The sequence below is a fragment of the Rhodopseudomonas palustris genome (assembly GCF_007005445.1).
GTDB classification, from domain to species: domain Bacteria; phylum Pseudomonadota; class Alphaproteobacteria; order Rhizobiales; family Xanthobacteraceae; genus Rhodopseudomonas; species Rhodopseudomonas palustris_G.
Window position 1 is genome coordinate 4,121,381 of sequence record NZ_CP041387.1, and the last position, 25,122, is coordinate 4,146,502.

General features: G+C 67.0%; 21 protein-coding genes, 1 pseudogene and 1 riboswitch. Of the genes and pseudogenes, 7 read left to right on the forward strand and 15 right to left on the reverse strand.

The features are described from left to right. Nucleotides 1–50 precede the first annotated feature (50 nt). Nucleotides 51–1,394, forward strand: a complete 1,344-nt coding sequence (locus FLL57_RS18940) for a PQQ-dependent sugar dehydrogenase (RefSeq protein WP_047308967.1) — start codon at nucleotides 51–53, stop codon at nucleotides 1,392–1,394. Nucleotides 1,395–1,430: 36 nt separating this feature from the next. Here FLL57_RS18940 and FLL57_RS18945 read toward each other — a convergent pair whose 3' ends face one another. Together FLL57_RS18945 and FLL57_RS18950 are read right to left on the reverse strand one after the other, a co-directional pair. Then, nucleotides 1,431–2,033 carry a Uma2 family endonuclease gene (locus FLL57_RS18945; RefSeq protein WP_047308968.1) on the reverse strand — a complete coding sequence of 201 codons (603 nt, stop codon included), beginning with the start codon at nucleotides 2,031–2,033 and terminating at the stop codon, nucleotides 1,431–1,433. Between the two features lie 62 nt (nucleotides 2,034–2,095). Further along, complete coding sequence (locus tag FLL57_RS18950) at nucleotides 2,096–3,202, reverse strand: 2'-deoxycytidine 5'-triphosphate deaminase (RefSeq protein WP_142883691.1); 1,107 nt, start codon at nucleotides 3,200–3,202, stop codon at nucleotides 2,096–2,098. Between the two features lie 108 nt (nucleotides 3,203–3,310). Next, nucleotides 3,311–3,390, forward strand: a riboswitch (SAM riboswitch). A gap of 74 nt (nucleotides 3,391–3,464) precedes the next feature. On the opposite strand from FLL57_RS18950, the gene FLL57_RS18955 reads away from it, so the two are divergent. Next, entirely contained in the window at nucleotides 3,465–4,676 is a 1,212-nt protein-coding gene (locus FLL57_RS18955) for an O-succinylhomoserine sulfhydrylase (RefSeq protein ID WP_142883692.1), read from the forward strand. Between the two features lie 45 nt (nucleotides 4,677–4,721). Here the strand turns inward: FLL57_RS18955 and FLL57_RS18960 are convergent, their stop codons facing one another. Both FLL57_RS18960 and FLL57_RS18965 read right to left on the reverse strand, forming a co-directional pair. Beyond that, nucleotides 4,722–6,059 carry a sensor histidine kinase gene (locus FLL57_RS18960; protein WP_013504582.1) on the reverse strand — a complete coding sequence of 446 codons (1,338 nt, stop codon included), beginning with the start codon at nucleotides 6,057–6,059 and terminating at the stop codon, nucleotides 4,722–4,724. Then, entirely contained in the window at nucleotides 6,056–6,715 is a 660-nt protein-coding gene (locus FLL57_RS18965) for a response regulator (protein WP_013504583.1), read from the reverse strand. The genes FLL57_RS18960 and FLL57_RS18965 overlap by 4 nt, the downstream gene beginning before the upstream one ends. A 98-nt stretch (nucleotides 6,716–6,813) precedes the next feature. Between FLL57_RS18965 and dsbD the strand changes: the two genes are divergently transcribed. Genes dsbD through FLL57_RS18980 form a run of 3 tightly spaced genes read left to right on the forward strand, consistent with a single transcriptional unit; the run spans nucleotide 6,814 to nucleotide 9,916 of the window. Next, entirely contained in the window at nucleotides 6,814–8,562 is a 1,749-nt protein-coding gene (gene dsbD / locus FLL57_RS18970; RefSeq protein ID WP_235677170.1) for a protein-disulfide reductase DsbD, read from the forward strand. 53 nt (nucleotides 8,563–8,615) lie between these two features. Then, nucleotides 8,616–9,248, forward strand: a complete 633-nt coding sequence (locus FLL57_RS18975) for a DsbA family protein (protein ID WP_047308977.1) — start codon at nucleotides 8,616–8,618, stop codon at nucleotides 9,246–9,248. 20 nt (nucleotides 9,249–9,268) lie between these two features. Continuing rightward, the gene (locus FLL57_RS18980; protein WP_013504586.1) at nucleotides 9,269–9,916 is read left to right on the forward strand and encodes a L,D-transpeptidase; all 648 of its coding nucleotides are present in this window, start codon (nucleotides 9,269–9,271) and stop codon (nucleotides 9,914–9,916) included. Here FLL57_RS18980 and FLL57_RS18985 read toward each other — a convergent pair whose 3' ends face one another. From FLL57_RS18985 to FLL57_RS18995, 3 genes are read right to left on the reverse strand one after another with little or no spacing between them, the layout of a single operon-like run. Then, on the reverse strand, nucleotides 9,917–10,933 hold the full coding sequence (locus FLL57_RS18985; RefSeq protein ID WP_142883693.1) for an SGNH/GDSL hydrolase family protein: 1,017 nt from the start codon (nucleotides 10,931–10,933) through the stop codon (nucleotides 9,917–9,919). It abuts the gene before it with no gap. After that, entirely contained in the window at nucleotides 10,933–11,712 is a 780-nt protein-coding gene (locus FLL57_RS18990; RefSeq protein WP_142883694.1) for an SGNH/GDSL hydrolase family protein, read from the reverse strand. Before FLL57_RS18990 ends, FLL57_RS18985 begins: the two co-directional genes overlap by 1 nt. Then, entirely contained in the window at nucleotides 11,709–12,971 is a 1,263-nt protein-coding gene (locus tag FLL57_RS18995) for an OpgC domain-containing protein (protein ID WP_142883695.1), read from the reverse strand. Before FLL57_RS18995 ends, FLL57_RS18990 begins: the two co-directional genes overlap by 4 nt. Nucleotides 12,972–13,220: 249 nt before the next feature. Between FLL57_RS18995 and apaG the strand changes: the two genes are divergently transcribed. Further along, nucleotides 13,221–13,613: a Co2+/Mg2+ efflux protein ApaG gene (gene apaG, locus FLL57_RS19000; RefSeq protein ID WP_047308973.1), complete on the forward strand. Its 393-nt coding sequence runs from the start codon at nucleotides 13,221–13,223 to the stop codon at nucleotides 13,611–13,613. A 91-nt stretch (nucleotides 13,614–13,704) separates the two neighbouring features. Here the strand turns inward: apaG and FLL57_RS19005 are convergent, their stop codons facing one another. The 3 genes from FLL57_RS19005 to FLL57_RS19015 form a co-directional block, all read right to left on the reverse strand. Further along, nucleotides 13,705–14,706 (reverse strand): Hsp33 family molecular chaperone, encoded by a 1,002-nt coding sequence (locus FLL57_RS19005; RefSeq protein ID WP_142883696.1) that lies wholly within the window; start codon nucleotides 14,704–14,706, stop codon nucleotides 13,705–13,707. A 308-nt stretch (nucleotides 14,707–15,014) separates the two neighbouring features. Then, the gene (argF, locus tag FLL57_RS19010) at nucleotides 15,015–15,950 is read right to left on the reverse strand and encodes an ornithine carbamoyltransferase (RefSeq protein ID WP_013504593.1); all 936 of its coding nucleotides are present in this window, start codon (nucleotides 15,948–15,950) and stop codon (nucleotides 15,015–15,017) included. Continuing rightward, the gene (locus FLL57_RS19015; protein ID WP_142883697.1) at nucleotides 15,950–17,161 is read right to left on the reverse strand and encodes an aspartate aminotransferase family protein; all 1,212 of its coding nucleotides are present in this window, start codon (nucleotides 17,159–17,161) and stop codon (nucleotides 15,950–15,952) included. The genes argF and FLL57_RS19015 overlap by 1 nt, the downstream gene beginning before the upstream one ends. Nucleotides 17,162–17,638: 477 nt before the next feature. Between FLL57_RS19015 and FLL57_RS19020 the strand changes: the two genes are divergently transcribed. After that, nucleotides 17,639–18,148 carry a GcrA family cell cycle regulator gene (locus tag FLL57_RS19020; protein ID WP_142883698.1) on the forward strand — a complete coding sequence of 170 codons (510 nt, stop codon included), beginning with the start codon at nucleotides 17,639–17,641 and terminating at the stop codon, nucleotides 18,146–18,148. A gap of 118 nt (nucleotides 18,149–18,266) precedes the next feature. Here FLL57_RS19020 and FLL57_RS19025 read toward each other — a convergent pair. The 5 genes and pseudogenes from FLL57_RS19025 to FLL57_RS19045 form a co-directional block, all read right to left on the reverse strand. After that, nucleotides 18,267–18,965, reverse strand: a pseudogene (locus tag FLL57_RS19025) (AMP-binding protein); the annotation flags it as partial. A 160-nt stretch (nucleotides 18,966–19,125) separates the two neighbouring features. Beyond that, nucleotides 19,126–20,517 carry a vWA domain-containing protein gene (locus tag FLL57_RS19030; RefSeq protein ID WP_142883699.1) on the reverse strand — a complete coding sequence of 464 codons (1,392 nt, stop codon included), beginning with the start codon at nucleotides 20,515–20,517 and terminating at the stop codon, nucleotides 19,126–19,128. After that, complete coding sequence (locus FLL57_RS19035; RefSeq protein ID WP_142883700.1) at nucleotides 20,517–21,464, reverse strand: AAA family ATPase; 948 nt, start codon at nucleotides 21,462–21,464, stop codon at nucleotides 20,517–20,519. Before FLL57_RS19035 ends, FLL57_RS19030 begins: the two co-directional genes overlap by 1 nt. Beyond that, nucleotides 21,461–22,666 (reverse strand): acyl-CoA dehydrogenase family protein, encoded by a 1,206-nt coding sequence (locus FLL57_RS19040; protein WP_235677171.1) that lies wholly within the window; start codon nucleotides 22,664–22,666, stop codon nucleotides 21,461–21,463. The genes FLL57_RS19035 and FLL57_RS19040 overlap by 4 nt, the downstream gene beginning before the upstream one ends. A gap of 70 nt (nucleotides 22,667–22,736) precedes the next feature. Then, a complete protein-coding gene (locus FLL57_RS19045; RefSeq protein ID WP_142883701.1) occupies nucleotides 22,737–24,833 on the reverse strand; it encodes a catalase in 2,097 nt (698 codons plus the stop codon). Between the last annotated feature and the right edge of the window lie 289 nt (nucleotides 24,834–25,122).

The following is a 25,122-nucleotide window of genomic DNA, read 5'->3' on the forward strand; positions in this document are numbered from 1 at the left end:
CCCCGCTTCCGACATTGCCATTGTTCAGTTCCTCCAGTGGAGATTTGTCGATGCGCCGATCGCTTCCGACCAGCCGGCTCGCCCTGTGCCTCGCCCTGGTGCTGCCGCTCGCGGCCTGCGGCGATCAGTCCAATCTGGCACAGGGCGAGGATTTCGGCCCCTCGCCGAAGCTGCCGGAGCCGGCGAACACGCTGTTGCCGACGGTCAACATCGCCAAGGCGGTGGGCTGGTCGGAGGGCGCCACGCCGAAACCGGCCGAGGGACTTGCGGTGACGGCGTTCGCGAGGGGGCTCGATCACCCGCGCACGATCCACGTGCTGCCGAACGGCGACGTGCTGGTGGCCGAAACCAACGCGCCGGAACGCCCCGAAGAGGGCAAGGGCCTCAAGCGCCGGGTCGCAGAGTACGTCATGGGGCAAGCCGGCGCCCGAACGCCGAGCGCAAACCGCATCACCCTGCTGCGCGATGCCGACGGCGACGGCGTCGCCGAGATCCGCGAGACGTTCCTCGAGGGTCTCAATTCGCCGTTCGGCATGGCGCTGGTCGGCAACGAATTCTACGTCGCCAACACCGACGCGATCGTGCGTTTCCCCTACAATCCGGGCGACACCCGGATCACCGCAGCGGGCGAAAAGCTGGCCGATCTGCCGGCCGGCCCGCTCAATCATCACTGGACCAAGGATCTCGTCGCCAGCCCGGACGGCAGCAAGCTGTACGCGACCTCCGGCTCCAACAGCAACGCCGCCGAACACGGCATGGCGGTCGAGGAAAACCGCGCCGCCGTGATCGAGGTCGACCGGCAGAGCGGCGCGACGCGGCTGTTCGCATCCGGGCTGCGCAATCCCAACGGTCCGGCTTTCCATCCCGAGACCGGCGAATTGTGGGTCGTCGTCAACGAGCGCGACGAGATCGGCAGCGACCTCGTGCCCGATTACATGACTTCGGTGAAGGACGGCGGGTTCTACGGCTGGCCGTACAGCTACTTCGGCCAGCACGTCGATGACCGCGTCAAGCCGCCGCGGCCGGATCTGGTCGAGAAAGCGATCGTGCCGGACTACGCGCTGGGCAACCACACGGCCTCGCTCGGACTCGCCTTCAACACCAGCGATCTGTTTCCCGACGCGATGAAGGGCGGTGCCTTCGTCGGCCAGCACGGCTCGTGGAATCGCAAGCCGCACTCCGGCTACAAGGTGATCTTCATCCCGTTCGAAGGCGGCAAACCGTCCGGGCCGCCGCGCGACGTTCTGGCCGGCTTCCTCAACGCCGACCAACAGGCGCAGGGCCGCCCGGTCGGTGTCGCGCTGGACCAGCGCGGCGCGCTGCTGGTCGCCGACGACGTCGGCAACGCGATCTGGCGGGTGACCCCGGCGGGTACTGAGGCAGCGTCCAATTGAACAGCCGCAAATCGACTGGAGCGGGTTCGATCGCGGTCATTCGGAGAGACTGGAGTCCTGCGCGACCAATCGTGGACGCTCCCGAAACTGGAGGCCGTCATACACCTCGGCCAAGGACAACCGCACTTTCAGCTTCGGCAATTCAAATTCGGCGCCGAGGCCTTTCAGAACCTCGTTGCTCCACTGCCGGTCCTCGCCCCGGGTATAGAGATGCGCACTCGCCATCTCGGTGTCGATCAGCAGAATATACTCGAGGCACACAAGTGATTGGTACTCCGCAAGCTTGACGGTCACGTCGAAACCACTCGTTGTCGGCGACAGCACTTCGACAACGAGCAACGGCTGATCGGCGACCAGCGACTCTTCGACAGGTTGGCCACAGTCGACGCCGAGATCCGGCATTCGGCGGGTCGACGGCGAGGTCGCGACGTAAGTGTCACCCGTAAAGGTTTGGCAGGGACCGCCGCGCACCTGACCATGAATCGCGGCCGTCAGATTCACGACGATTGCGTCGTGGCGACGGCCAGCCCCGGCCATTGCCACGATTTCGCCTTCGACCAGCTCGTAGCGCTGTTCCTGCCCGGCCACCCAGGCGAGAAACTGCTCGGCACTGACCTGCGTGACCGGCAATGTCTTCATGCCAGAACGATAGCATCCGGCTCGAACACCGCCAAGGCGGTGAAGGAGCGGGATAGTCCGCCTCACGCCTTGAAGTGCTTGCTCAGCTTCAGGCCCTGGGCCTGGTAGTTCGAGCCGATGCGCTGGCCGTACATCGCGTCGGGGCGCGACAGCATCTTTTCGTAGATCAGGCGGCCGACGATCTGGCCGTGCTCGAGGATGAACGGCACCTCGCGCGACCGCACTTCGAGCACCGCGCGGGCGCCCGAGCCGCCGGCGCCTTCGTAGCCGAAGCCGGGATCGAAGAAGCCGGCGTAGTGCACGCGGAATTCGCCGACCAAAGGATCGAACGGCACCATCTCGGCCGCGTAGTCCGGCGGCACCTGGACGGCTTCCTTCGAGGCCAGGATGTAGAACTCGCCGGGATCGAGGATCAGCGTGCCGTCGGGGCGGGCCGCGATCGGCTCCCAAAACTCGCCGACCGCATAGCCGCCGCGACGATCGATATCGACCACGCCGGTGTGGCGCTTGGCGCGATAGCCGACGAAGCCCTCGGAGTTCTCGCCCGACAGATCGACACTGAGCGCGACGCCGCCAGCGAGGTCGGCGTCGTCGGCATCGACCAGCCGCTCGGCGTCGTGCAGCGCGTCGAGCTCGTCCTGCTCCAGCGTGGCCTGGCCGACGCGGAAACGGACCTGCGACAGCCGCGAGCCTTCGCGCAGCAGCACCGGGAAAGTCTTCGGGCTGATCTCGGCATAGAGCGGGCCGTGATAGCCGGCGCCGATCATGTCGAAGCGGCGGGTGCCGTCGGCGATCACCCGGGTGAACACGTCGAGCCGGCCGGTCGAGCTTTTCGGATTGGCGGCGGCCACGATATGGCGCGGCAGCGCCAAGCTCTCAAGCAGCGGCACGATGTAGACGCAGTTGGTCTCCAGCACCGCGCCGTCCGACAAGTCGATCTCGTGCAGCTTCAGCTCGTCGATCCGCTCCGCCACGGTGCAGTCCGGCCCCGGCAGGAAGCTGGCGCGCACCCGATAGGCGATCGGTCCGAGCCGCAGGTCGAGGCTGGCCGGCTGGATCTGGCTCTCGACGAACGGATATTCCGGCAGGATCAGGCCCGATTCCGTCATCGCCGCGATCATGCGGTCGGGCAGAATTCCGTCGGCGTCGGGCGGCAGGGTGAACGGCACGGTGTCATCCTTCGGAGCGCAGCCATGCCCTCCGGGAAACTCAGATACGAGTGTTCACCGCTAGCCGAAGCCCGGCTTGACGGGAAGAGTACGGAGGATTAAGAGCCCGACTTATCCCGTGGTGATTTGAGCCGGCCGGCTTGCAGCCACGTTAAACAAGTCGCTAAACAGGCCGGGGACGTTGTGGTCCCGGCCCGAGGGTTGATCCCCAGGCCGGTTTTTTTGTGCCCGCATCGTCCGATGTGGGCGCGCTGGAGACCACATGTCCGAGTCCAAACCGACGATTCCCGTTCCCGCCACCGCTCACTTCCGCCGCGAGACCCGGCTGGTGCATTCCGGCAGCTTGCGTTCGCAATTCGGCGAGACCTCCGAGGCGTTGTTTCTGACGCAAGGCTTCGTCTACGACAGCGCCGAGCAGTGTGAGGCGCGCTTCACTGGCGATGACGCCGGCTTCCAATATTCGCGGTTCTCCAACCCCACGGTGTTCAGCTTCGAACAGCGGATGGCGGAGTTTGAGGGCGCCGAATCGGCGCGCGCCACTGCGACCGGCATGGCGGCGGTCACCGCCGCGATTCTCGCGCCCTTGCGGGCCGGCGACCACGTGGTCGCCTCCAAAGCGATGTTCGGCTCGTGTCGCTACATCGTCGAGGATCTGCTGCCGCGTTACGGCATCGAGTCGACGCTGGTCGACGGTCTCGATCTTGGCCAGTGGCAGCGCGCGATGCGGCCGAACACCAGGACCTGCTTCCTGGAAAGCCCGACCAACCCGACGCTCGACGTGCTCGACATCGGCGCGATCGCCGAAGTCGCCCATGCCGGCGGCGCGCGCCTCGTGGTCGACAACGTGTTCGCCACCCCGATCTGGCAGAGCCCGCTGCAGCTCGGCGCCGACGTCGTGGTGTATTCGGCCACCAAGCACATCGACGGCCAGGGTCGCTGCCTCGGTGGCGTGGTGCTGTCGTCGCAGGCGTTCATCGAAGAGCACATCCAGATCTTCCTGCGCCAAACCGGGCCGTCGCTGTCGCCGTTCAACGCCTGGGTGCTGCTGAAGGGTCTGGAGACGCTGTCGATCCGGGTCGAGAAGCAGACCGCCAACGCCGCCGCGATCGCCGATGCGTTGGCCGGCCACCCGAAGGTGCCGCGGCTGGTCTATCCCGGCCGCGCCGACCATCCGCAGGCCGAGACGGTGAAGAAGCAGATGGGGGCCGGCTCGACGCTGGTCGGCTTCGAAGTGAAGGGCGGTAAGGCCGAAGCGTTCCGCTTCCTCAACGCTCTGAGGCTGGTGAAGATCAGCAACAATCTCGGCGACGCCAAGAGCCTCGTCACCCACCCGGCGACGACCACGCATCAGCGGCTGAAACCGGAAGCCCGCGCCGAGCTCGGCATCAGCGAAGGCTTCATCCGGCTGTCGGCCGGCCTCGAACACAAAGACGATCTGATCGAGGATCTGGTCGCGGCGCTGGAGAAGGTATGAGCGATCAAGGCCCCGTGTCGTCATTGCGTGGAGCTCGGCGCGAAACTATCGATCGGACCGGAGCCTGATCTCGGCGCGGAAGCCTGAGCGGTCGGTGCGGTTGCCGAGATGCAGGCCGGCGCCGCTGCGCTCGACCGCGAGCGAAGCGATCGCGAGACCGAGACCGCTACCGACCACCGACTTGTTGCGGCCGCGGAAGAAGCGCTGACCGATCTTGTCGAGCTCGTCCGCCGCGACTCCTGGTCCTGTATCCTCGACCACGATGTCGCGCGGCGACTCCCCGGTCCGCCAGCGGACTTCGCCACCGCCCGGCATGTACTGCACCGCGTTCTCGTGCAGATTACGGATCGCGAGCTCGAGACACTCGCGATTCCCATTCCACACCACGTCGCGGAGATCGTCGCCGATCGTCACCTCGATGCCGCCGGCCCGCGGCGTGGCGCGAACCACCTCCTCGATCAGCGGGCGCATCGGAACGCGGGTGCGATCGTCGATCTCGGCATGCGCGTCGAGCCGGGCCAGCGTCAGCAATTGCCGCACCAGCCGCGTGGCGCGATCGACCGCCAGCAGAATCTGCTGGAGCGCCGCCCGCGACACCACCGGGTCGTTCGCCGCGAGCGCGACCTGCGCCTGGGTCTTCAGCGCGGTGAGCGGACTGCGCAGCTCGTGCGCGGCGAATGCGGTGATTTCCCGCTCGTGCCGGCGCGCCAGCGCGACCTTTTCGAACAGCGCGTTGAGCGCCAGCGTCAACGGCTTCACCTCCGACGGCGCGCGGCTGGCGTCGACCGGCCGCATATCGTCGGCGCCGCGGCCGACCAGATCCGACGCGATCGCCTGCAACGGCCGCAGGCCGCGGCGGACGCTGACCCAGATCAGCACCCCGAGCAGCGGCGCGATCAGCAGCGCCGGCCACAGCAGTCCCTTGATCAGGTCGGTGACCAGGCGGTCGCGCAGACCGAGTCGATCGCCGACCAGCACCCTGAAGCCTTTGGCTTCGTCCTCCGTCGCGTAGATCCGCCAGACCTCGCCGTCGATCAGGCGTTCGGAAAACCCACTCGGCTGGTCGCTGAGCCGCTGCTCCGGCGCGCCGCTCGACCGTGCGATCATCGTCCCTTGCAGCGACCATACCTGACAGGAGAGCTGGCGCTCGTAGTTGCCGCCCGTGGCCGCAGGCCGCAGGCTCGGCAGCTTTTCGGGCAGCCGGCCCTCCATGCTGCCGACCAGCGACACCACCATCCGCGCGGCTTCCTGCAGGCGGGTGTCGAGCACGTGTTCCAGCTCGCGCTGGCTGGACGCATAGATCCACGCCACCGCGGCGATCCACACCGCGCCGGTGGCGCCGAGCAGCACGAAGAACAACCTCAGCCGCAGCGAGCCGATCATCGCGGCGCCATCCGATAGCCGAGGCCGCGCATCGTCTCGATCGCGCTGCGGCCGAGCTTGGCGCGGAGATTGTGGATGTGGACCTCGATCGCGTTGCTGTCGACTTCGTCGCCCCAACCGTACAGCCGCTCCTCGAGTTCGGCGCGCGAGCGAACCACGCCGGGCCGCTCCATCAGCGCGTGCAGCACGGCAAATTCCCGGCGCGACAGCGCCACCGATACGCCGTCCAGCGTGGCATTGCCTTCCGCCGGATACAGCCGGACCGGACCGTGTTCGAGGCAGGTGGCTGCGCGGCCGTCGCGGCGGCGGATGATCGCGCGCAGCCGCGCCGACAGTTCATCGAGATCGAACGGCTTGCCGAGATAATCGTCGGCGCCGGCGTCGAGACCGGCGATGCGGTCGGGCGTTTCGTCGAGCGCGGTCAGCAGCAGCACCGGGGTCGTGTCGCCGGCGGCACGGATGGCGCGCAGCAGATCGACGCCGCTGCCGTCCGGCAGCATGATGTCGAGCACGACGGCCGAGAATTCGTTCGCCGCCAGCGCCGCACGGGCGTCTTCGCAACCGCTGACGCAGTCGATGCTGGCGCCGGCGAGCGACAGCCCGGCACGGATGCCGTCCGCGATCATCGCATCGTCCTCGACCACCAGAATTCGCATCGGCCCGTCACCTCCTCATCACGGCTTGCTGCCTCAGGCTTAAGGCTGGCTTAAGCTGGGCGGCCAGACTGCCCCCGGTTCGCAAGCGCCGGGGAATCATGGCCATTCGTCTGTTACGTATCATCGCCCTGCTGGTCGTGGCGGGGGCGGGAATGTCCGCGGGGAACACCGCAACTGCCGCATCCAGAGAACAGCCGTTCCGGCTTACGGTCGATCCCGCCGCCGACGGCGTGATCCTCAACTGGACGATTGCACCGGGCAACTACCTGTACCGCGACAAGATCGTGGTGCGAGCACTGGACGGCACCCGGCTGCGCCCGGAACTGCCGCAAGGCACCACCAAGGACGATCCCAACTTCGGCATCACCGAAGTGTATCACCGCAGCCTCGCCGTCACGATCCCGGCGGGCGCGTTGAACGGCGTCGCGCGGCTCAGCGTCGGCTACCAGGGCTGCGCCGAACGCGGCATCTGCTATCCGCCGGTGACCGCGGCCGTCGACCTCGGCAGCGCCGCGGTGACGATCGCCGGCACCGCCGGCGCCACGCCGCAGATCGCCTGGCCCGATCTGCCGCCGGCACTGCCGGGCGCCGAGCCGCGCAGCATCGCAGCGTCGCCGGACATCGGCGGGTCCGCCGCGTCGGTGTTGCCGTCGATGACCCAGGCCTGGCTGCCGCTGCTGCTCGCCTTTGCCGGATTCGGTCTGCTGCTGGCGTTCACGCCGTGCGTGCTGCCGATGGTGCCGATCGTCGCCGGCATGCTCACCCGCGCGGGCCGCGACATCACGCCGGTCCGCGGTTTCGCTCTGGCGCTGATCTACACGCTGGGCATGGCGACGGCCTATGCGGCGCTCGGCATCGCCGCGGCCTGGTCCGGACAGAACCTGCAAGCCGTACTGCAGATGCCGGCCGCGCTCGCAGCAATGGCGGCGGTGTATGTCGCGCTGGCGCTGTCGAGCTTCGGCCTGTTCGAACTTCAGCTTCCCGCCGCACGGTTCGGCGATGCGCTGACCGGCCGGATCAGCAGCCGTGCCGGGCCGCTGCTCGGAGCCGCGGCGCTCGGCTTCGCCTCGGCGCTGATCGTCGGCCCGTGCGTGACGCCGCCGCTCGCCGCAGCTCTGCTGTATGCCGCGCAGACCGGCGACACCGCGCGCGGCGCTGCGGCGCTGTTCGCGCTCGGCCTCGGCATGGGGTTTCCCCTGATGCTGGTCGGCGCCTTCGGCGGCGGCGTCCTGCCGCGCTCCGGCCCGTGGCTGGTGAGCGTGCGCAAGCTGTTCGGCGTCGTCTTTCTGGCGATCGCGACGGCGCTGCTCGGGCGCCTCGTACCAGCTTCGGTCAGCATGATGCTGTGGGCCGCGCTGGCGATCGGGACCGCGGTGTTCTTCGGCGCGTTCGACCGGATCGGCCGGCCCGGCGGAGCGGTGCCGCGGCTCGGCAAGGCGGCCGGGCTGGCGCTGTTCGTCTACGGCGGCGCCCTGATCGTGGGCGCGGCCGGCGGAGCCGACGATCCGCTGCGGCCGCTCGCGGTGTTCGGTAGCAGCAGCCGCACCGCGCAGCCTCTGCACGACGCGCGGACGGTGACGTCGGTCGCCGCACTGGATGCGGCGATCACCGACGGCCGCGATCGCGGCAAGCCGATCATGATCGACTTCTCGGCCGACTGGTGCACCGCCTGTAAGACCATGGAGCGCAATGTGTTCGCCGCGCCGGAAGTGCAGCGCCGTCTCGCCGGCCTCACCGTCATTCGCGCCGACGTCACCGCCACCAATGCCGAGACCGCGGCGCTGATGCAGCGCTTCGACGTAGTCGGCCCGCCGACCATGGTGTTTCTCGACGCCCGCGCACCCTGACCCTGAAGCGCCTGGACGCGCGGTCCTGATCACCGCCAGACTGGAGAATGACGATGAACCGCAGACAATCCCTTCTGATCCTCGGCGCGATCGCCGCCGTGCCGCTGCTGAGGTCGTTCGGCGCGCCGCAGGCCTGGGCCGAAGGCGTCGATGTCGATGCGATCCTGCGCGATCCGGACGCTCCGGAGGCCGGCAATCCCAGGGGCGACGTCACCATCGTCACCTATTTCGATTACAATTGTCCGTTCTGCAAGAAGTCCGAACCGGACCTGAAGAAGGTGGTCCGCAGCGACGGCAAGATCCGGCTGGTGTACAAGGACTGGCCGATCCTGACCGAAGCGTCGGTGTACGGCGCGCAGATGGCGCTCGGCGCCAAGTATCAGGGCAAGTATCAGATCGCCCACGACGCCCTGATGGCGATCCCCGGACGCGGCATCTCGAAGGACCAGATGCGCGATGCGGTCGCGGCCTCCGGCGTCGACATGGCGAAGCTGCAAAGCGACCTCGATACCCATGGCGATGCGATCACCGCGCTGATGCGGCGGACGCAATCGCAGGCCGAAGCGATCGGCCTGCAGGGTACGCCGGTCTATCTGGTCGGGCCCTACAAGGTCGCCGCGGCGCTCGACGCCGACGCGTTCAGGAAGGTGGTGGCGCAGGTGCGCGGATCCCAGGGCGCGAAGTGAGCCGGCGTCCGTTGCATCCGATGACGATCCGCCCGATCCTCGTTCTTGCGGCTGCCGCGCTCGCGCTCGGCGGCTGCGTCACCAACTCGACGACCGACATCAAGGGACCGGCAGCGACGGTCGCTCCTGCAGTTGCTGCGCGCTACGCCGCGATCGACACCGACAGACACCCGATCGCCGCCGTCGAAGCCGAACAGCTCGATCCCGCCTACGTCCGGCAACTGGTAGACTACCGGACCGCCGAGCCGCCGGGGACGGTGGTGGTCGATCCGCGCAACCGGTTTCTCTATCTGGTGCTCGAAGGCGGCAAGGCGCTGCGCTACGGCGTCGGGGTCGGCAAGGCCGGGCTGGAATTCACCGGCACGGCGGAGGTCGGCCGCAAGGCCGAGTGGCCGCACTGGACGCCGACGCGGAACATGATCGCGCGCGAGCCGGAGCGTTACGGCAAATGGGCCAGGGGCATGGAGGGCGGCGAGACCAATCCGCTCGGGCCCCGGGCGCTGTATCTGTACAAGAACGGCAAGGATACGCTGTTCCGGATTCACGGCACCACCGAGCCGGAGACGATCGGCAAGGCGGTGTCGTCAGGCTGCATCCGGATGCTCAATCAGGACGTGATCGACCTTTACGCCCGCGTGCCGAAAGGCGCCAAGGTGGTGGTGCGATGACTACATCGGCCGAAATGCCGTGACGTCGCCCGGTCCGGCGGTGCCGAGCCGAACCTGATCGACCGAGCGGATGATGCCGTCGCCGAGCAGTTGCGCGAAGCAGGCGTAGCCCCAATCGTTCATGTGCAGCCCGTCGGCGATGACGAACTTGTCGAACGGAATCGCCTGCTGCTCGTGCCATTCCTTCATCACTTCGAACCGCGGAAAGATGCCGACATGGCGCAGCTCAGCGAGCCGGCCGAGCGCCTTGATCATCTTGCCGGCATGCTCGGGCCGCTCGTTGACCCGCGGCGCGTATTGCGGATCGACCAGCACGATATCGGCCCCGGCGGACTGGATCGCCCTGATGCCGTCGTCGACCAGCCTGCCGGTGTCGGCCGGATCGAGGTCGCGCAGGATCGCATTGGTGCCGACCTGCCAGATCACCAGATCGGGCTGGGCGTCGAGCACGGTGGTCTTCAGCCGCTGCATCATTTCGGGCGCGTCCTCGCCGCCCTTGCCGCTGTTGACCACGGTGATGTCGGAGTGCGGATAATGGCGCCTCAGCATCGCGGCGAGCCGGTTCGGATAGGTGAACGCCGGCGAACTCGACCCATAGCCCTGGGTCGAGGACGAGCCGAACGCGACGATCACCACCGGCCGGCGGTCGGCGAGCTTGCGCGCGACGCGTGGCAGCGAACCGATCGACTTGGCGCCGCCCTTCGGCGGCAAGCAGGGCACCCGGCCGAGGATGTCGCCGGCCTGTTTGGCGACGCCTTTGATCTTGTCGAGGGCGGTGCCGGCAACGGTCTTGCTGCGATCGGCCGGAACGATGTGGGGCTCGGCTTCGCCGGGCGCGGCCTCCCCGGCTGCAGGCCCGGCCTGGGTCTGCGCAGTTTGAGCCTGCACAGTTTGAGCCTCCACAGTCTGGGTCTGCACGGTCTGGGCCTGCGCCCTCTCGTCCGGAGCAGCAGACAGAACGAATGTCGTCGCCAATAGCGCCGCGGCGGCGGATTTGGAGCGGTCGGATACTCTCATCAACGCTTATTCCTCACCTCCGCCGGGTCGATCTGCGCCGCCTCCATCACGAACGCCAACAGCGCCCGCGCCAGACAGTTGTGCATCCGCAACGCCATATCGATCCCTGGCGCGGGACTGAACAGATCGAACTCGCCGGTCTCGTTCCAGTGGCGCATCAGCGCAAAGCGGTCGAACAGCGGAACTTCGTATTCCTGCGCGACGACCCGCATCGCATCGAGATACGGCGCCGGATTGATCATCGTCTCCGTGCGGGGACTATACTGCAAATTCATCAACACGATGTCAGCACCCGCCTGCTTCACGGCGGCGATGCCCTGGCCGAGGGCGGTGCGGAACTCGTCCGGATCGATCGACCGGATCGCGTCGAAGGTTCCGGTCTGCCAGATTACGAGCCCCGGCTTGCGCTCGGCGACCAGGGCCGAGAGCCCGGCGGCGACATCGGCGGCGGTCCGCTTCGACCGCATCTCGACCATGACGTTGACCTCGACGCCCGGCAGCTTGTCGCGCAAAAGCGCCTGCAATCGTCCGGGATAGGCGCTGTTTTCCGCCGACAGGATGGTCGAGGAGCGGCTGCCGACCACCAGAACGTCGATCTTGCGGCTGGTTTTGATCGCGGCGGCGACGCCCTTCAGCCTGGCCTCGGTCGCCAGCAGATAGGCCGGCGGGACGCAGCTTTGGCCGTTCTGCTCGGCCGCGGCCGGCGCCGACAGGCCGATCGCCGTGAGCAGCGCCACGGCCAGTGCCAGACCCAACCCGGCCATCGCCGTGGCCTTCATGCATCGCCCCCCGCGAGGTCGGCGTCGGGCGGTGGCCGCGACCCGGACTTGCTCGCCACATTTTTGTACCACGAGAACAGCCAAGCGGCGGCCGACATGATGAAGATACCGGTCAAGCTGACGAAGAAATGCATCAAGGCGCCGCCGGAAACCTCCGCCAGCACGAAGTATCCGGCGAAAGCAAGGAAAATACCAATACAGAAGATCTCCAACGAATGCTGGCCGCACAGGATCAGCGGTCGCAGCCAGAGCGAATTCAAGGCCGGCCAGTCCCGCGGGATGAACCGGACGGTCAGCGCCGCCAGCGCCAGAAAATGCGCGAACCGCAACACGTCCAGGTTGGGCTTGTCGATCGGATACATCCACTGCTCGAGCCATTTCGGCAGGGTGTGGAACAATTGCGGGGTGTACCAAGTCAGTGTGACATAAAATGCGGCCACCAGATAAATCGCCGCCAGCCACAGCGTCAGCTTCGAGGCCAGCACCCGCGACAGCCGTTCCGCCCCGCCCATCGCGCACCAGGCGCCGAACACGAACAGAAGCTGCCAGGCGAACGGATTGAACACCCAGGCGCCGCTCGGATAGGCGGTGAGGTGAAGGTCGAACTGCCAGGTGGCGGCATAGAGCAGGGTCGCCAGCCCGAGCGTCACGTCCGGCCAGCGCCGCATCAGCCACAGGATCGGCGGCAGGAAGAACATCAGCACGATGTACAGCGGCAGCACGTCCATATTGACCGGACGAAACCGCAGCAGCAGCGCCTGGACGATGGTGACGTCGGGCTGTTTGAGGAAGTCGAGGATGCCCATTTCCTCGGAATACAGCGGGTTCTGGAAACTGGTGGCGACGTAGGAGATCTCGGCCAGGAAGATCGTGAACAGGAACACGTGGGCGACGTAGATCTGCCAGACCCGCTTCAGGATGCGCGCCGCCGCTACCACGAAGCCGAGCTCGGTCATCGCCCTGCCGTAGACGAACGCCGCCGTGTAGCCGGAAATGAAAATGAAGATCTCGGTGGCGTCGGAGAAGCCGTAATTCCGCAGCGTGAACCAGGTCAGCACGTTGGCCGGCAGATGATCGATGAAGATCAGCCACAGCGCCAGGCCGCGGAACAGATCCAGCCGCAATTCCCGTTTCGGCGCCGGCTTGCGCGGCGGCGGGGGGGCCGTCCGCGGTGGCGGCGCAGCCGGCTCGGTCGGCGGCCCGCCTGCGGGCGGCGCGCCGGTGACCGGTTCGGCAATGGTGGTGACGGGAGGAGTCATGTGGCTCTGCGATGGCGCACTGCACGCTCGTCGTTGCTATAGCAGCCGGCGCGCCACCGGCGAAGCGGCTGGCGGCACGGCCGGCATTCTGCCGCAGCCCCCAAAGGCGCTGTTCGAAGCCGAGGATGGCTAGCCCCGAACTATGTTGAAACCGCGGAGACGCCGGCGCGACAACCTGAAACTCGTTCCGAACGACTGGTTTCAACGCTGATTTTCGTTATATTTAGGCCAAGAGCTGGAAATCGAGCCATGTACCGTGCCGTCACCCGCCGGATCGAAGTGACCGTCGAGCCGAATTATCTGCCCGAGCGCTCCTCGGCGGAGAACCGGCAGTATTTCTGGTCCTACACCGTGGTGATCACCAATTCGGGCGAGGAAACCGTCCAACTCCGCACCCGGCATTGGGTGATCACCGACGCCTCCGGTCGGACCCAGGAAGTGCGCGGCGAAGGCGTGGTCGGCGAACAGCCGGTGCTCGCGCCCGGCGAGCGGTTCGAATACACCAGCGGCGTCCCCCTCCCCACCGCCTCCGGATTCATGGCCGGCCGCTACCAGATGGAAAGCGAAACCGGCGAGACCTTCGAGATCGACGTCCCGACCTTCTCGCTGGACAGCCCGGAGGGGAAACGGACGTTGAACTAATCGACAGTTCGTAGCCTGGGATGAGCGCAGCGAAAACCGGGAAGGCTGCGCAGGAAGGTGCGTTTCGCCTTCGGCTCGACGCACCCTACGATCACTCCACCCCCGCCTCCTCCGGCGTGAACTCGTACACCGATGAGCAGAACTCGCAGGTCACCACGACCTTGCCGTCCTTGACCATGTCGGCGCGGTCGGCGGGAGCGAAGCGGGACAGCATGCCGGCGACGGCCTCGCGCGAGCACGAGCATTCGGCGCGCATCGGCAGCGACGAGAACACCCGGACGCCGCGCTCGTGGAACAGCCGGTACAGCAGCCGCTCCCCGGACAGATCCGGATCGATCAGCTCGACGTCCTCGACGGTGGCGATCAGCGACTGGCCTTCGACCCAGGCGTCGTCCTCATCGACGGTGTGGGCCTGGGTGCCTTCCGGCGAGTCGCCGGGATGCAGATCGGCCTGGCGCGCGCGCTCCGGCGACTTCGGCAGGAATTGCAGCAGCATGCCGCCGGCGCGCCAGTGATGCCGGCCGCCCTCGCCGCCGCGCCATTCCTCGCCGACCGCGAGACGAACCCGGGTGGGGATCTGTTCGGAGCGCAGGAAGTATTCGTGCGCAGCCTCCTCCAGACCGGCACCGGTGAGCGCCACCAGGCCCTGATAGCGGCGCATGTCCGGCCCCTGATCGATCGTCATCGCCAGATGGCCGTTGCCGAGCAGCGCGCCGGAGCCGAGCCCGGGTTCGAGCCGGGCTGCGTCGTAGCGCGCGTAGGCGCGCAGGCGATCGGGCGCCTGGAAATCGACGATCAGGAACGACACCGGGCCGTCGGTCTGAGTCTGCAGGATAAAGCGGCCGTCGAACTTCAGCGACGAGCCGAGCAGCGTCGCCAGCACGATCGCCTCGCCGAGCAGCTTGGCGACCGGTGCCGGATAGGCGTGCTTGGCGAGCAGCGCGTCGAGCGCCGGGCCGAGCTTGGTCAGCCGGCCGCGCAGATCGAGCGCGCCGACCTCGAACGGCAGCACGCTGTCGTCGATCGGCACCGCCGACGGCGCGCGCTCGGGAGGATTGTCGGTGATGCGGAGATCAGGGCTGTGTGAGGTCATGAGCGCTTATCTGGGGGCCAAGGGCGAAGATAGAAAGGGCCGGGCTGGAAGGCGAATGGCAGCGATGCCAAGGGGCAGGCTTTAATCCCCCTCCCCCTTGCGGGGAGGGTGCAAAGGCGGCCTCCGGCCGCCGTCTTAAGAAAGACACGCCGATGCTTTGCATCGGCTTTGCCGTAAGGCCGGTCGGGTGGGGGTAGCCACACGCTCAGTGCTCGGGGTACCCCCACCCCGGCCTCCGCTTCGCTCGGCCGACCCTCCCCGCAAGGGGGAGGGGGATCGCGAGCGCTCCGCTCAAAATGGAGGAGTAACTACGCCACCGCGCCGAGGCACCAGGCCAGGATGCCCTTCTGCGCATGCAGGCGGTTTTCGGCTTCGTCGAACACCACCGATTGCGGGCCGTCGATCACCTCGTCGGTGACCTCCTCGCCGCGATGCGCCGGCAGGCAGTGCATGAAGATCGCGTCCTTGTGGGCGAGCGACATCAGCTTGGCGTTAACCTGATACGGCTTGAGCAGATTGTGGCGATGCTCGCCGTCCTTGTCGCCCATCGACACCCAGGTGTCGGTGACGACGCAGTCGGCGCCGCGAACGGCCTGCTCCGGATCGGTGCCGATGGTGATCGCGGCGCCGCTGGCCTTGATCCAGTCGCGCAGCGCCTTGTTGGGCGCGAGCTGCGGAGGGGTGGCGACGTTGAGCTTGAAGTCGAAGCACGCCGCGGCATGCGCGAACGACGCCAGCACGTTGTTGTCGTCGCCGGTCCAGGCGATGGTGCGGCCCTTGATCGGGCCGCGATGCTCCTCGAACGTCATCACGTCGGCCATCACCTGGCACGGATGCGACTTGCGGGTCAGGCCGTTGATCACCGGCACGGTGGCGTTGGCGGCGAGCTCCAGCAGCGCCTCGTGATTGAGGATGCGGATCATGATGATGTCGACGAAGCGCGACAGCACCCGCGCGGTGTCGGCGATGGTCTCGCCGCGGCCGAGCTGCATCTCCTGACCGGTGAGCATGATCGACTCGCCGCCGAGCTGGCGCATGCCGACGTCGAACGACACCCGGGTACGGGTCGACGGCTTGTCGAAGATCATCGCCAGGGTCTTGCCGGCGAGCGGCTTGTCGGCTTCGGCATTGGCCTTGCGCTTCGCCTTCATGGCGACGGCGGCGGCCAGCATGCTGCGCAGCTCAGAGGTCGGCAGCTCGGTGAGGTCGAGAAAGTGCCGCGGCGTCTTGATGGCGCTGCTCATCACACCGCCTCCTTCTGCGCCGCCTGACCGGCAAGCACGACGCAGGCGCGCTCCAGCCGCCCGATAGCCTCGTCGATCTCGGCCTCGCTGACGATCAGCGGCGGCAGCAGCCGCACCACGTTGTCGCCGGCCCCGACGGTGAGCAGTTTTTCCGCCCGCAGCGCCGCGATCAGCTCCGGCGACGGCACCACCGCCTTGAGGCCGAGCAGCAGCCCCTCGCCGCGCACCTCGCTGAGGACTTGCGGATGGCGGTCGACCACTCCGGCGAGCTTCTGCTTCAGCAGCAGCGAGGATCGTTTGACGTCGTCGAAGAAGCCCGGCTGCAGCATCACGTCGAGCACCGCATTGGCGACCGCGACGGCCAGCGGATTGCCGCCGAAGGTCGAGCCGTGCGCGCCCGGCGCCATGCCCCTGGCGGCTTCCGCGGTCGACAGGCAGGCGCCGATCGGAAAGCCGCCGCCGAGCGCTTTCGCCAGCGCCATGATGTCGGGCGCGACACCGAACCGATTGTGAGCGAACAGCTCGCCGGTGCGGCCCATCCCGGTCTGCACCTCGTCGAAAATCAGCAGCAGGCCATGGGCGTCGCACAGCTCGCGCAAGGCGCGGAAGAACGACGGCTCCGGCGACCGCACGCCGCCCTCGCCCTGCAACGGCTCGATCAGGATCGCCGCGGTGTGCGGACCGATCGCAGTCTTCACCGCGTCGAGATCACCGAGCGGGAGCTGATCGAAGCCTTCGAGCGGGGGGCCGTAACCTTCCAGGTATTTCGCCGCGCCGGTGGCGGCGAGGGTGCCGAGGGTGCGGCCGTGGAACGCGCCTTCGAAAGTAATCACCCGGGTGCGCTCCGGCGCGCCTTTGGAGAAGTGATAGTGCCGCGCCATCTTCAGCGCGCACTCCACCGCCTCGGCGCCCGAATTGCAGAAGAACACCATGTCGGCGAAGCTGTGCTCGCACAGTCGAGCCGCCAGCCGTTCGCCGTCCGGGCTCTTGAACAGGTTGGACATGTGCCACAGCCTGGTCGCCTGCTGCTGCAAGGCTTCGACCAGATGCGGATGGCAATGACCGAGCGCGTTGACCGCGACGCCGCTGGTGAAATCCAGGTAGCGCTCACCATCGGTCCCGTGCAGCCAGACACCTTCGCCGCGCTCGAACGCGACATCCGCTCTGGCGAAAACCGGGAGGAGATGGGACGTTGCAGCGCTCTGAGACATGGCCGATCCGATCGGAAAAAACGGGCCGCCGGCCGGACGCGTCACGCGCATGACACGAACGCAGTCTGGGACAACGTACCCCGGAAACGAAACGTGCCGCCTTTCCAGGCGGCACGTGGGATTATTCTAGAAGCGTCGAACTCACTGTCAACACGGAGCTTCGACGAAGTGCTGCCGGAAAGCATCAGCGCTGCTGTTTGTTGTGGCTTCGCGGACTCACTCACAGGAGAAGGTGTGGACGCACCGGGTCGGACTCTTGCGCCCGAGTCACGGCATATTGTAGCCTTTTGCCTGTCGGGTACGACATCTCGTGCGCGGTTTGTAATCCATTTCGTGTTCTCGAACGAGGCGTAACGCCGGGGCGGCAGGGGTCGTCCGGCGAGCGCTAAGGGATTCTGACAGCAGAGATTTTGACGACCTCACAGCCGCGGTTCCGCGCCCCAGTCTCGGCGCCCGCTGGCAGGAAGGGATAGAACTATGACGGCATTGACCTGGACCGACGAGCGCGTCGAGCAGTTGAAGAAATTGTGGGAGGGCGGGCTGTCGGCGAGTCAAATTGCCGCTGAGCTGGGTAACGTCACCCGCAATGCCGTGATCGGCAAGGTCCACCGCCTCGGCCTGTCGGGCCGGGCCAAGAGCCCGACCTCGGCGGCGCCGCGGCAGCGCAAGGCCCGCCCTGTGCAGCAGATGATGAGGGTCACGCGCCCGGTCGCGCGCGGCAACACCGCTTTGGCGCACGCCTTCGAGGTCGAGGCCGAGCCAGATCCGATCGCGTTCGACAACGTGGTGCCGATGAACCAGCGGCTGTCGCTGCTGGAACTCAACGAAGCCACCTGCCACTGGCCGGTCGGCGATCCGTCGAGCCCCGAATTCTTCTTCTGCGGCGGCAAGTCGCTGCCGGGTCTGCCGTACTGCGCGCATCACTCGCGCATCGCCTATCAGCCGGTCGGCGATCGCCGCCGCTCCGCTCCGAAGACGACGCGGTAATCACCGTTCGCGCAGGCCACGCTGCGCCACCGCGCGAGATTGTCATCGCCTACGGAGGCGGGCGACCCAGGACTCCAGAGCGCCCGTTATTCACCGCAGCCTCACTGCAAGACTGGATACCCGGATCGAAGGTTCGCATCAGCAGCGTGGTGCCGCCGGCATGCAGCACCGGGTTGGTGTAGCAGTTCAACCCGCCGGTGTGGAACAGCGGGAGGACGCAGAGAAACACGGTTCGCTGCGACACGAAGATCGGGATGCCGAGATTGACCGCGTTGATGAAGGTCATGCCATGGGTGATCATGGCGCCCTTCGGCTTTCCGGTGGTGCCGGAGGTGTACATGATGGTGGAGACGTCATCGAGCGTCACCGGCTCGGCGGCACCGAGGCGCGGCGATGCGGCCAGCGCCGCCTCATAGGCCGGGCCGAACGCCAGCAGATGCGGCACGCCGCAGGCGGCCTTCAACTCCGCCGCCATCGGCGCCAGCTCATCGTCATGCGCCAGCACGCGCGGTGCGGCGTCGCCGACGATGTAGGACAGTTCGTGTACGGTGAGCCGCACGTTGAGCGGCACGAACACCGCGCCGAGCCGGAAGCAGGCGAACTGCACCTCCAGCGTCTCCACCGTGTTCAGCGCCAGCACCGCGACGCGGTCGCCGCGGCCGACGCCGAGGGTCGACAGATGCGCCGCCAGCCGGTCAACCCGCCCGTCCATTGCCCGGTAGCTGATGTTGCGGCTGGTGGCGAGATCAACCACCGCGATCCGCTCCGGGCGGACCTCGGCGTGATGGGCGATCCAGTCGAAGTAAGCGAAGCTCATCGGTTTTCTCCCTCGGAAGGTCGGCGGCTCTTGACGGCCGTCTCGACCAGGGGAGTGAAGGCGCGGCCCGGCGGGAAGTCAATCGCCGCATCTTGTGCGGCGCAACTAATTGCCGCGAAATTGAGCCTTGCGCGCGGCCGCTCGGCGCAAGACAGAGCCGCTACTGATAGGCGGCGACGATGTCCGAGACCGCGCGCTCGAGCTGTTTGGCGTTCGAACATTGCCTGACCAAATTACAGAACGGCGCGTAGCGGAACATTTCCGAATCGCCCCAGCCCCAACCCATCCGTCCTTCGGGATTGAGCCAGACCACGCGCTTGGCGCGCTCCGAGATGGTGCGCAGGATGTCGGTGCGCGGATCGAGATTGTTGCTGCGGGCATCGCCGAGCACGATCACCGTGGTCTTCGGCGTCACGCTGCGCAGCCAGCGCTTCTCGAAGTCGGCGAATGACGCGCCGTAGTCGGACGAGCCGAACCCGACCTTGGACATGATCTCGCGCATCGCAGCTTCCGGCTCCTGCTTGGCGAGGATATCACTGACCTCGATCAGGTGGCCGGAGAACGCGAACGAGCGGACGTCGTCGACCACCTCGTGCAGGCTGTGGATCAGCAGCAGGAAGAAATCCGACACCTGCGCCACCGAGCCGGAGACGTCGCACAGCGCCACGATCTGCGGCCGGTCGCGGTGCCGGCGCTTCCAGGCGGTGAGGAACGGGATGTTGCCCCAGGCGGCGTTGCGGCGGATGGTGCGGCGGACGTCGAGATGGCCGCGGCGCTGCCGCTTGCGCGGCTTGCTGTAGCGCTCGCGCAGCCGCCGCGCGATGGCGCGGATCAGCTCCTTCATCTGCTCGACCTGGCGTCGCTCCAACCGCATCATCGGTGCGTTGCGCAGCACCTCGTGGCGCAGGTTCTCCGCCTCCTCGCGGCCGTACAGCAGCAGCGCCTGCGCCACCATTTCGCGCACGCTGTCGCGCAGCCCGTCGAGCGCCGCGGCGAGCCGTTCGGCCTGCGCCGGATCATCGGCCTTGAGCCGGTCGAGATCGTCGCGCAACCGGCCGATGCCGAGCGCCTCCATCATCCGGCTCTGAAACAGCCCGCGCTGGGTGAAGAACCGGATGTTGGACAGCGAGGCTTCATTCGCCGCACCGGCCAGCGCCGCGGCCACCGCGCTGCGATCCTGCGCCAGCAGCATCTGCGCCAACTCGCCGAGCTCCGGCGGCGCCGAGCCTTCGCCGCCACCCTGCCCCGGCGCGCCGCTGCCGCTCGGCTGCGACGGCGAAGATCCGCTGTCCGCCTGCTGATCGGCGGCGTCGGCGGCATCCGCATTGCTCTTCGGTTCGGGCCGGCTGAAGAACAGATCGAAACACTGCGCCAGCGCCTGCTTCTCGTCCTGGGTCTTGGCCAGCGTCACCAGAAGGGTGTCGCGGAGCAGGCCGCGATCGGCGAAGCCGACCTCCGACACCGCCCGCATCGCGTCGATGCTCTCGGCCGGCGACACCCGCACGCCGGCGCCGCGCGCCGCCCGGAAGAAGCGGTGCAGCTCCTCGCGCATCAGCCGAACACACCCTCGCGCCCGGACTTGGCGACGAAGCCGGCGACCTGGGGCAGCGCCGTTTCGATGTCGGCCTCGTATTTCAGCAGCACGTTGAGCGTGTCCTTCACGGTCTGGTGGTCGAGCTCGCTCGCCTGCAGCAGCACAAGCACCCGTGCCCAGTCGATCGTCTCGCTGACCGATGGCAGCTTCTTCAGATCGAGCGCGCGGATCTGGTTGATGAAGCCGACCATCTGCTTGCGCAGCGTCTCGCCGGCGCCGGGCACGCGGCTCTCGACGATGCGCTCCTCCAGCTTCTGTTCGGGGAAGCCGATATGCAGGTGCAGGCAGCGCCGCTTCAGCGCGTCCGACAGATCGCGTTCGCCGTTCGAGGTCAGCAGCACCAGCGGCTTCACCGTGGCGCTGATGGTGCCGAGCTCGGGGATCGTCACCTGATAGTCGGACAGGATTTCGAGCAGCAGGGATTCGAATTCGGCGTCCGACTTGTCGATCTCGTCGACCAGCAGCACGCAGCCCTGCGGCTGCTCCAGCGCCTTGAGCAGAGGTCGCGGCTCGACGAATTCCTTGGAGAAGAACACGTCGCCGAAATCGTGCAGCCGGCCGAGCGCATCGGTCAGCGTCTGCGCGCCGCCGAGCACTTCGCCGAGCTTGTCCTTGAGGATCTGCGTGTAGAGAAGCTGCTTGGCGTATTTCCACTCATACAGCGCCTTGGCTTCGTCGAGCCCCTCGTAGCACTGCATCCGGATCATCTGCAGGCCGCGCCAGCTCGCCAGCGCTTTGGCCAGTTCGGTCTTGCCGACGCCGGCGGGGCCTTCGACCAGGATCGGCTTCTCGATCTTTTCGGCCAGATACACCGCTGTGGCGATCTGGCGGCTGGCGATATAGCCGACCGACGCCAGCCCAGCGGTGACGGCCTCGATGGATTGCATCGGCAGATTCGCGGTCATTGCTGTTGAGTGCTCCAGAGAGATTGGCCGAGGGCGATCTGCCGCTGCTTGCGCGGCTCGCGCGCCACATTAGCCAGCACATCGAACGCCGCCAGCGATCGGGTGAGTTGATCGTCGATCCGATCCAGCGGCAACAGCGCGCGCAACTCTTCGACGAGCATACGCGCCAGGCTGCGGACGCCGATCACGCGCGCGCCATTGGGCGGCTCGCCGCTGTCCAGCGCCCGCACCGCGGCGGCGCTTGCCGCCTGCGCCAGCGACAACAGCCCGGCGAGGCGACCGAGCGTGAGCGCGTGATCCTCGCTGCGCTCGACCCGCGCCGCGACCGTGTGCAGCAGCCAATCGAGGTAGCCGACAGTGGTCGCGGTCGCGACCGTGTCCTCCAGGTCGCGGAACGGCAGTGCCATCGCCGGATAGGCGTCGGGTATCGTGCCGATCCGCGCCGAGGCCGGCACGACGCAGTTCTCGAAGCTCAGTTCGCAATGCGACGCCGGCTTCAGCACGTCGAGCGACGGCATCGGGGTCAGCGTCAGCCCCGCGGTGTCGCGTGGCACTTGGAACAAGCCATAGCGCTTGCGCCCCTGATCGATATCGGTGATCGCCAGCACCAGAAACAGATCGGCGACCGGCCCGTTGGTGATCCACGCCTTGCGGCCGTTGACGACGTAACCGTCGCCCTGCAGTTCGGCAGTCGTTTGCAGATGTTTCGGATGCGCGCCGGCGCCGGGCTCGGAGATCGCCACCGCGGCCCAGCCGCGCCCCGAAGCGATCCGCGGCAACAGCTCGCCGCGCTGCGCAGCATCCGCGAAGCCGGCGATGAAGAAACGCGCGATCAGTTGCCGGCCGGCGAACGCCGTGGCGAGGCCGAGTTCGCCGGTCGCCGCTGCGATCGCCTGCTCGGCTTGCGCGATCGCCCCATAGCTGTCGAGCCGCCCATCGCAGCCGGGAAGGCCGATCTCGAACAGGCCGGCCTGCGCCATCGGCGCAAACGGATCGTCGCCGGGTCGATCCGCGGTCAGCGCCCGCCAGCGCGCGATGCGTTCGGCGACCGCCGCTGTCGCCGCCTCTGTCGTCCCGAGGGTCGCGCCTGGCGCGCCCGGTGTTCGAAGCTCACTCATGGCTCCGTGTGTAGAACAAGCCCGCGGCGGCGGCGAGTGTTTGTTGTATTCCGGCAAATGGAATGCGGCGCGCGGCGAAGCCAACCTCGCCGCGCGCCACCTATCATCGAGACCAGATCTGCGCCGAAGCGGCCGATCACCGTATCCCGCGTAGTTAAACTGCGTGAACCTTCGGCTCGCGCTCCCAGAACCGCAATTGGGTACACAGCTCCAGGAAGCGCTCGGCGTCCTTCGGACCGCCGAGACTCATCACACCGCCGTCGGGTTCGACGCCGGCCTTCTCCAGCAGCGGCGCCGCATCCTTAGTAACTGCAATGAACTTGGCATGGGCGAAGGCGTCGGCGACGAAGTCGCGCGCGGTCGCCTCCTGCTGCAGTTGAAGTGCCCCCTCCTGTGAGAGCAGCACCGCGACCGCATCGTACAGCACCGACGGACCGCCATTGACCTTCTGCTTCGCCGGCCGCTGCTTACCATCGGACGCGGTGAAGCCGCCGACCTTCGGGGCGATCAGTTCGACCATTGCGCCCTGCTGTATGGCGGCAGCCTCCAGCGCCGCCAGCAACTTGGCGTCGGCACCGTCGCTGACCAGAATGCCGAGCTTGCGCCCCTTGAAGCTGCCCGGCGCATTCTTGACGATGCTGAGCGCCGGCGACGGCGGCAAATCTGTGATCACCTTGCGGGCCGGCTCGGCGGCCGTCGGCAGCTTGATGCCGAGGCCGTCGGCGACCATCTGGGCCAGCGTCTTTTCGACATTGACCAGATGCGACACCACCCGGGCGCGGATCTCCGGCGTCTCCACCTTGCTGAGTTCGAACACAAACGCGTCCTTGATGTGGGTCTGCTCGATCTCGCTCTGACTGACGTAGAACTGCCGCGCCTGACTGTAGTGATCGGCGAAAAGCTCGCCGCGGGCGCGGCGCCTCTCGCCGGCGTCTTCGGCCGGGAAGCTGCGGAAGCCTTTCGGCGTCTCGCGCGGACCTGTGCCCCAACTGTTCGGCTCGTAGTTGACGCGGCCGCGCGGATTGTTGAACGCCATGTGGCCGTCCTGCGTGAAGCTGTGGAACGGGCATTTCGGCGCGTTGATCGGCAGGTCGGTGAAATTGGTGGTGCCGAGCCGCTTCAACTGGGTGTCGAGATACGAGAAGTTGCGCCCCTGCAGCAGCGGGTCGTTGGTGAAATCGACGCCAGGCACGATGTTGGCGGTGTGAAATGCCACCTGCTCGGTCTCGGCAAAGAAATTATCCACGGTTCGATCGAGCACCAGCCGGCCGACGCGGCGGATCGGCACGCGCTCTTCCGGAATGATCTTGGTGGCGTCGAGAATGTCGAACTCGAATTCGTCGGCGAAGGCGTCGTCGAACAGTTGCAGGCCGAGCTCCCATTCCGGATAGTCGCCGGCCTGGATCGCATCCCACAGATCGCGGCGGTGGAAGTCCGGGTCTGCGCCGTTGATCTTCACCGCCTCGTTCCACACCACCGACTGCATGCCGAGCTTCGGCTTCCAGTGAAACTTGACGTAGGTCGATTTGCCGTCGGCATTGATCAGCCGGAAGGTGTGGACGCCGAAGCCTTCCATGAACCGGAACGAGCGCGGGATGGTCCGATCCGACATGATCCACAGCGCCATGTTGATCGATTCCGGCATCAGCGAGATGAAGTCCCAGAAATTGTCGTGCGCGGTCTGGGCCTGCGGGAAGCCGCGATCCGGCTCCTGCTTGGCGGCATGGATCAGGTCTGGAAACTTGATCGCGTCCTGGATGAAGAACACCGGAATGTTGTTGCCGACGATGTCCCAGTTGCCCTCGCGGGTATAGAGCTTGACGGCGAAGCCGCGGACGTCCCGCGCCAGATCCGACGAGCCCTTGTTGCCGGCGACGGTGGAAAATCGCACGAAAGCCGGCGTGCGCTCGCCGGCGCGCTGAAAGATATCGGCGGCGGTGATGTCCGACAGCGACTCATAGGTTTCGAAGAAGCCGTGCGCGCCGAAACCGCGGGCGTGGACGACGCGCTCCGGAATACGTTCGTGGTCGAAGTGGAAGATCTTCTCGCGGAACAGAAAATCTTCCATCAGCGTCGGCCCGCGCCGGCCGGTCTTCAGGCTGTTCTGGTTGTCGCTGATCGGAATGCCCTGGCGGCTGGTGAGCGCCGGCATATCGCCGCTGGCAACCTGATGGGTTTCGCCGCCGGGCCCGCGATGGATCGATGCGTCGGCCAGCTTGGCGGATTTCAGTTCGGGATGCTTGTCGGCCATGGAACCTCGCGCGCAGTAGGACAGAGTGACGAGCGGCGCAGCCCTCGCGGCGATCGAAACCATCGCTGCCGTATCGTTCCAACTGATGCGAGAGAGCCGTCCGCCGCTGGACTACGGCGTGAACGCGGATTGGTTCCTGGGATGAAACGAGCGGGCAGAAGAGGTCGTGATCCTGTTCTGTCATCAAGTCGCAGGTCAGCGCCCACACCCGTCATTCCGGGGCGCTCACGCCAGTGAGCGAACCCGGAATCCAGAGGTTATCGTGGGGTGGATCCGCTAAATCGAGATT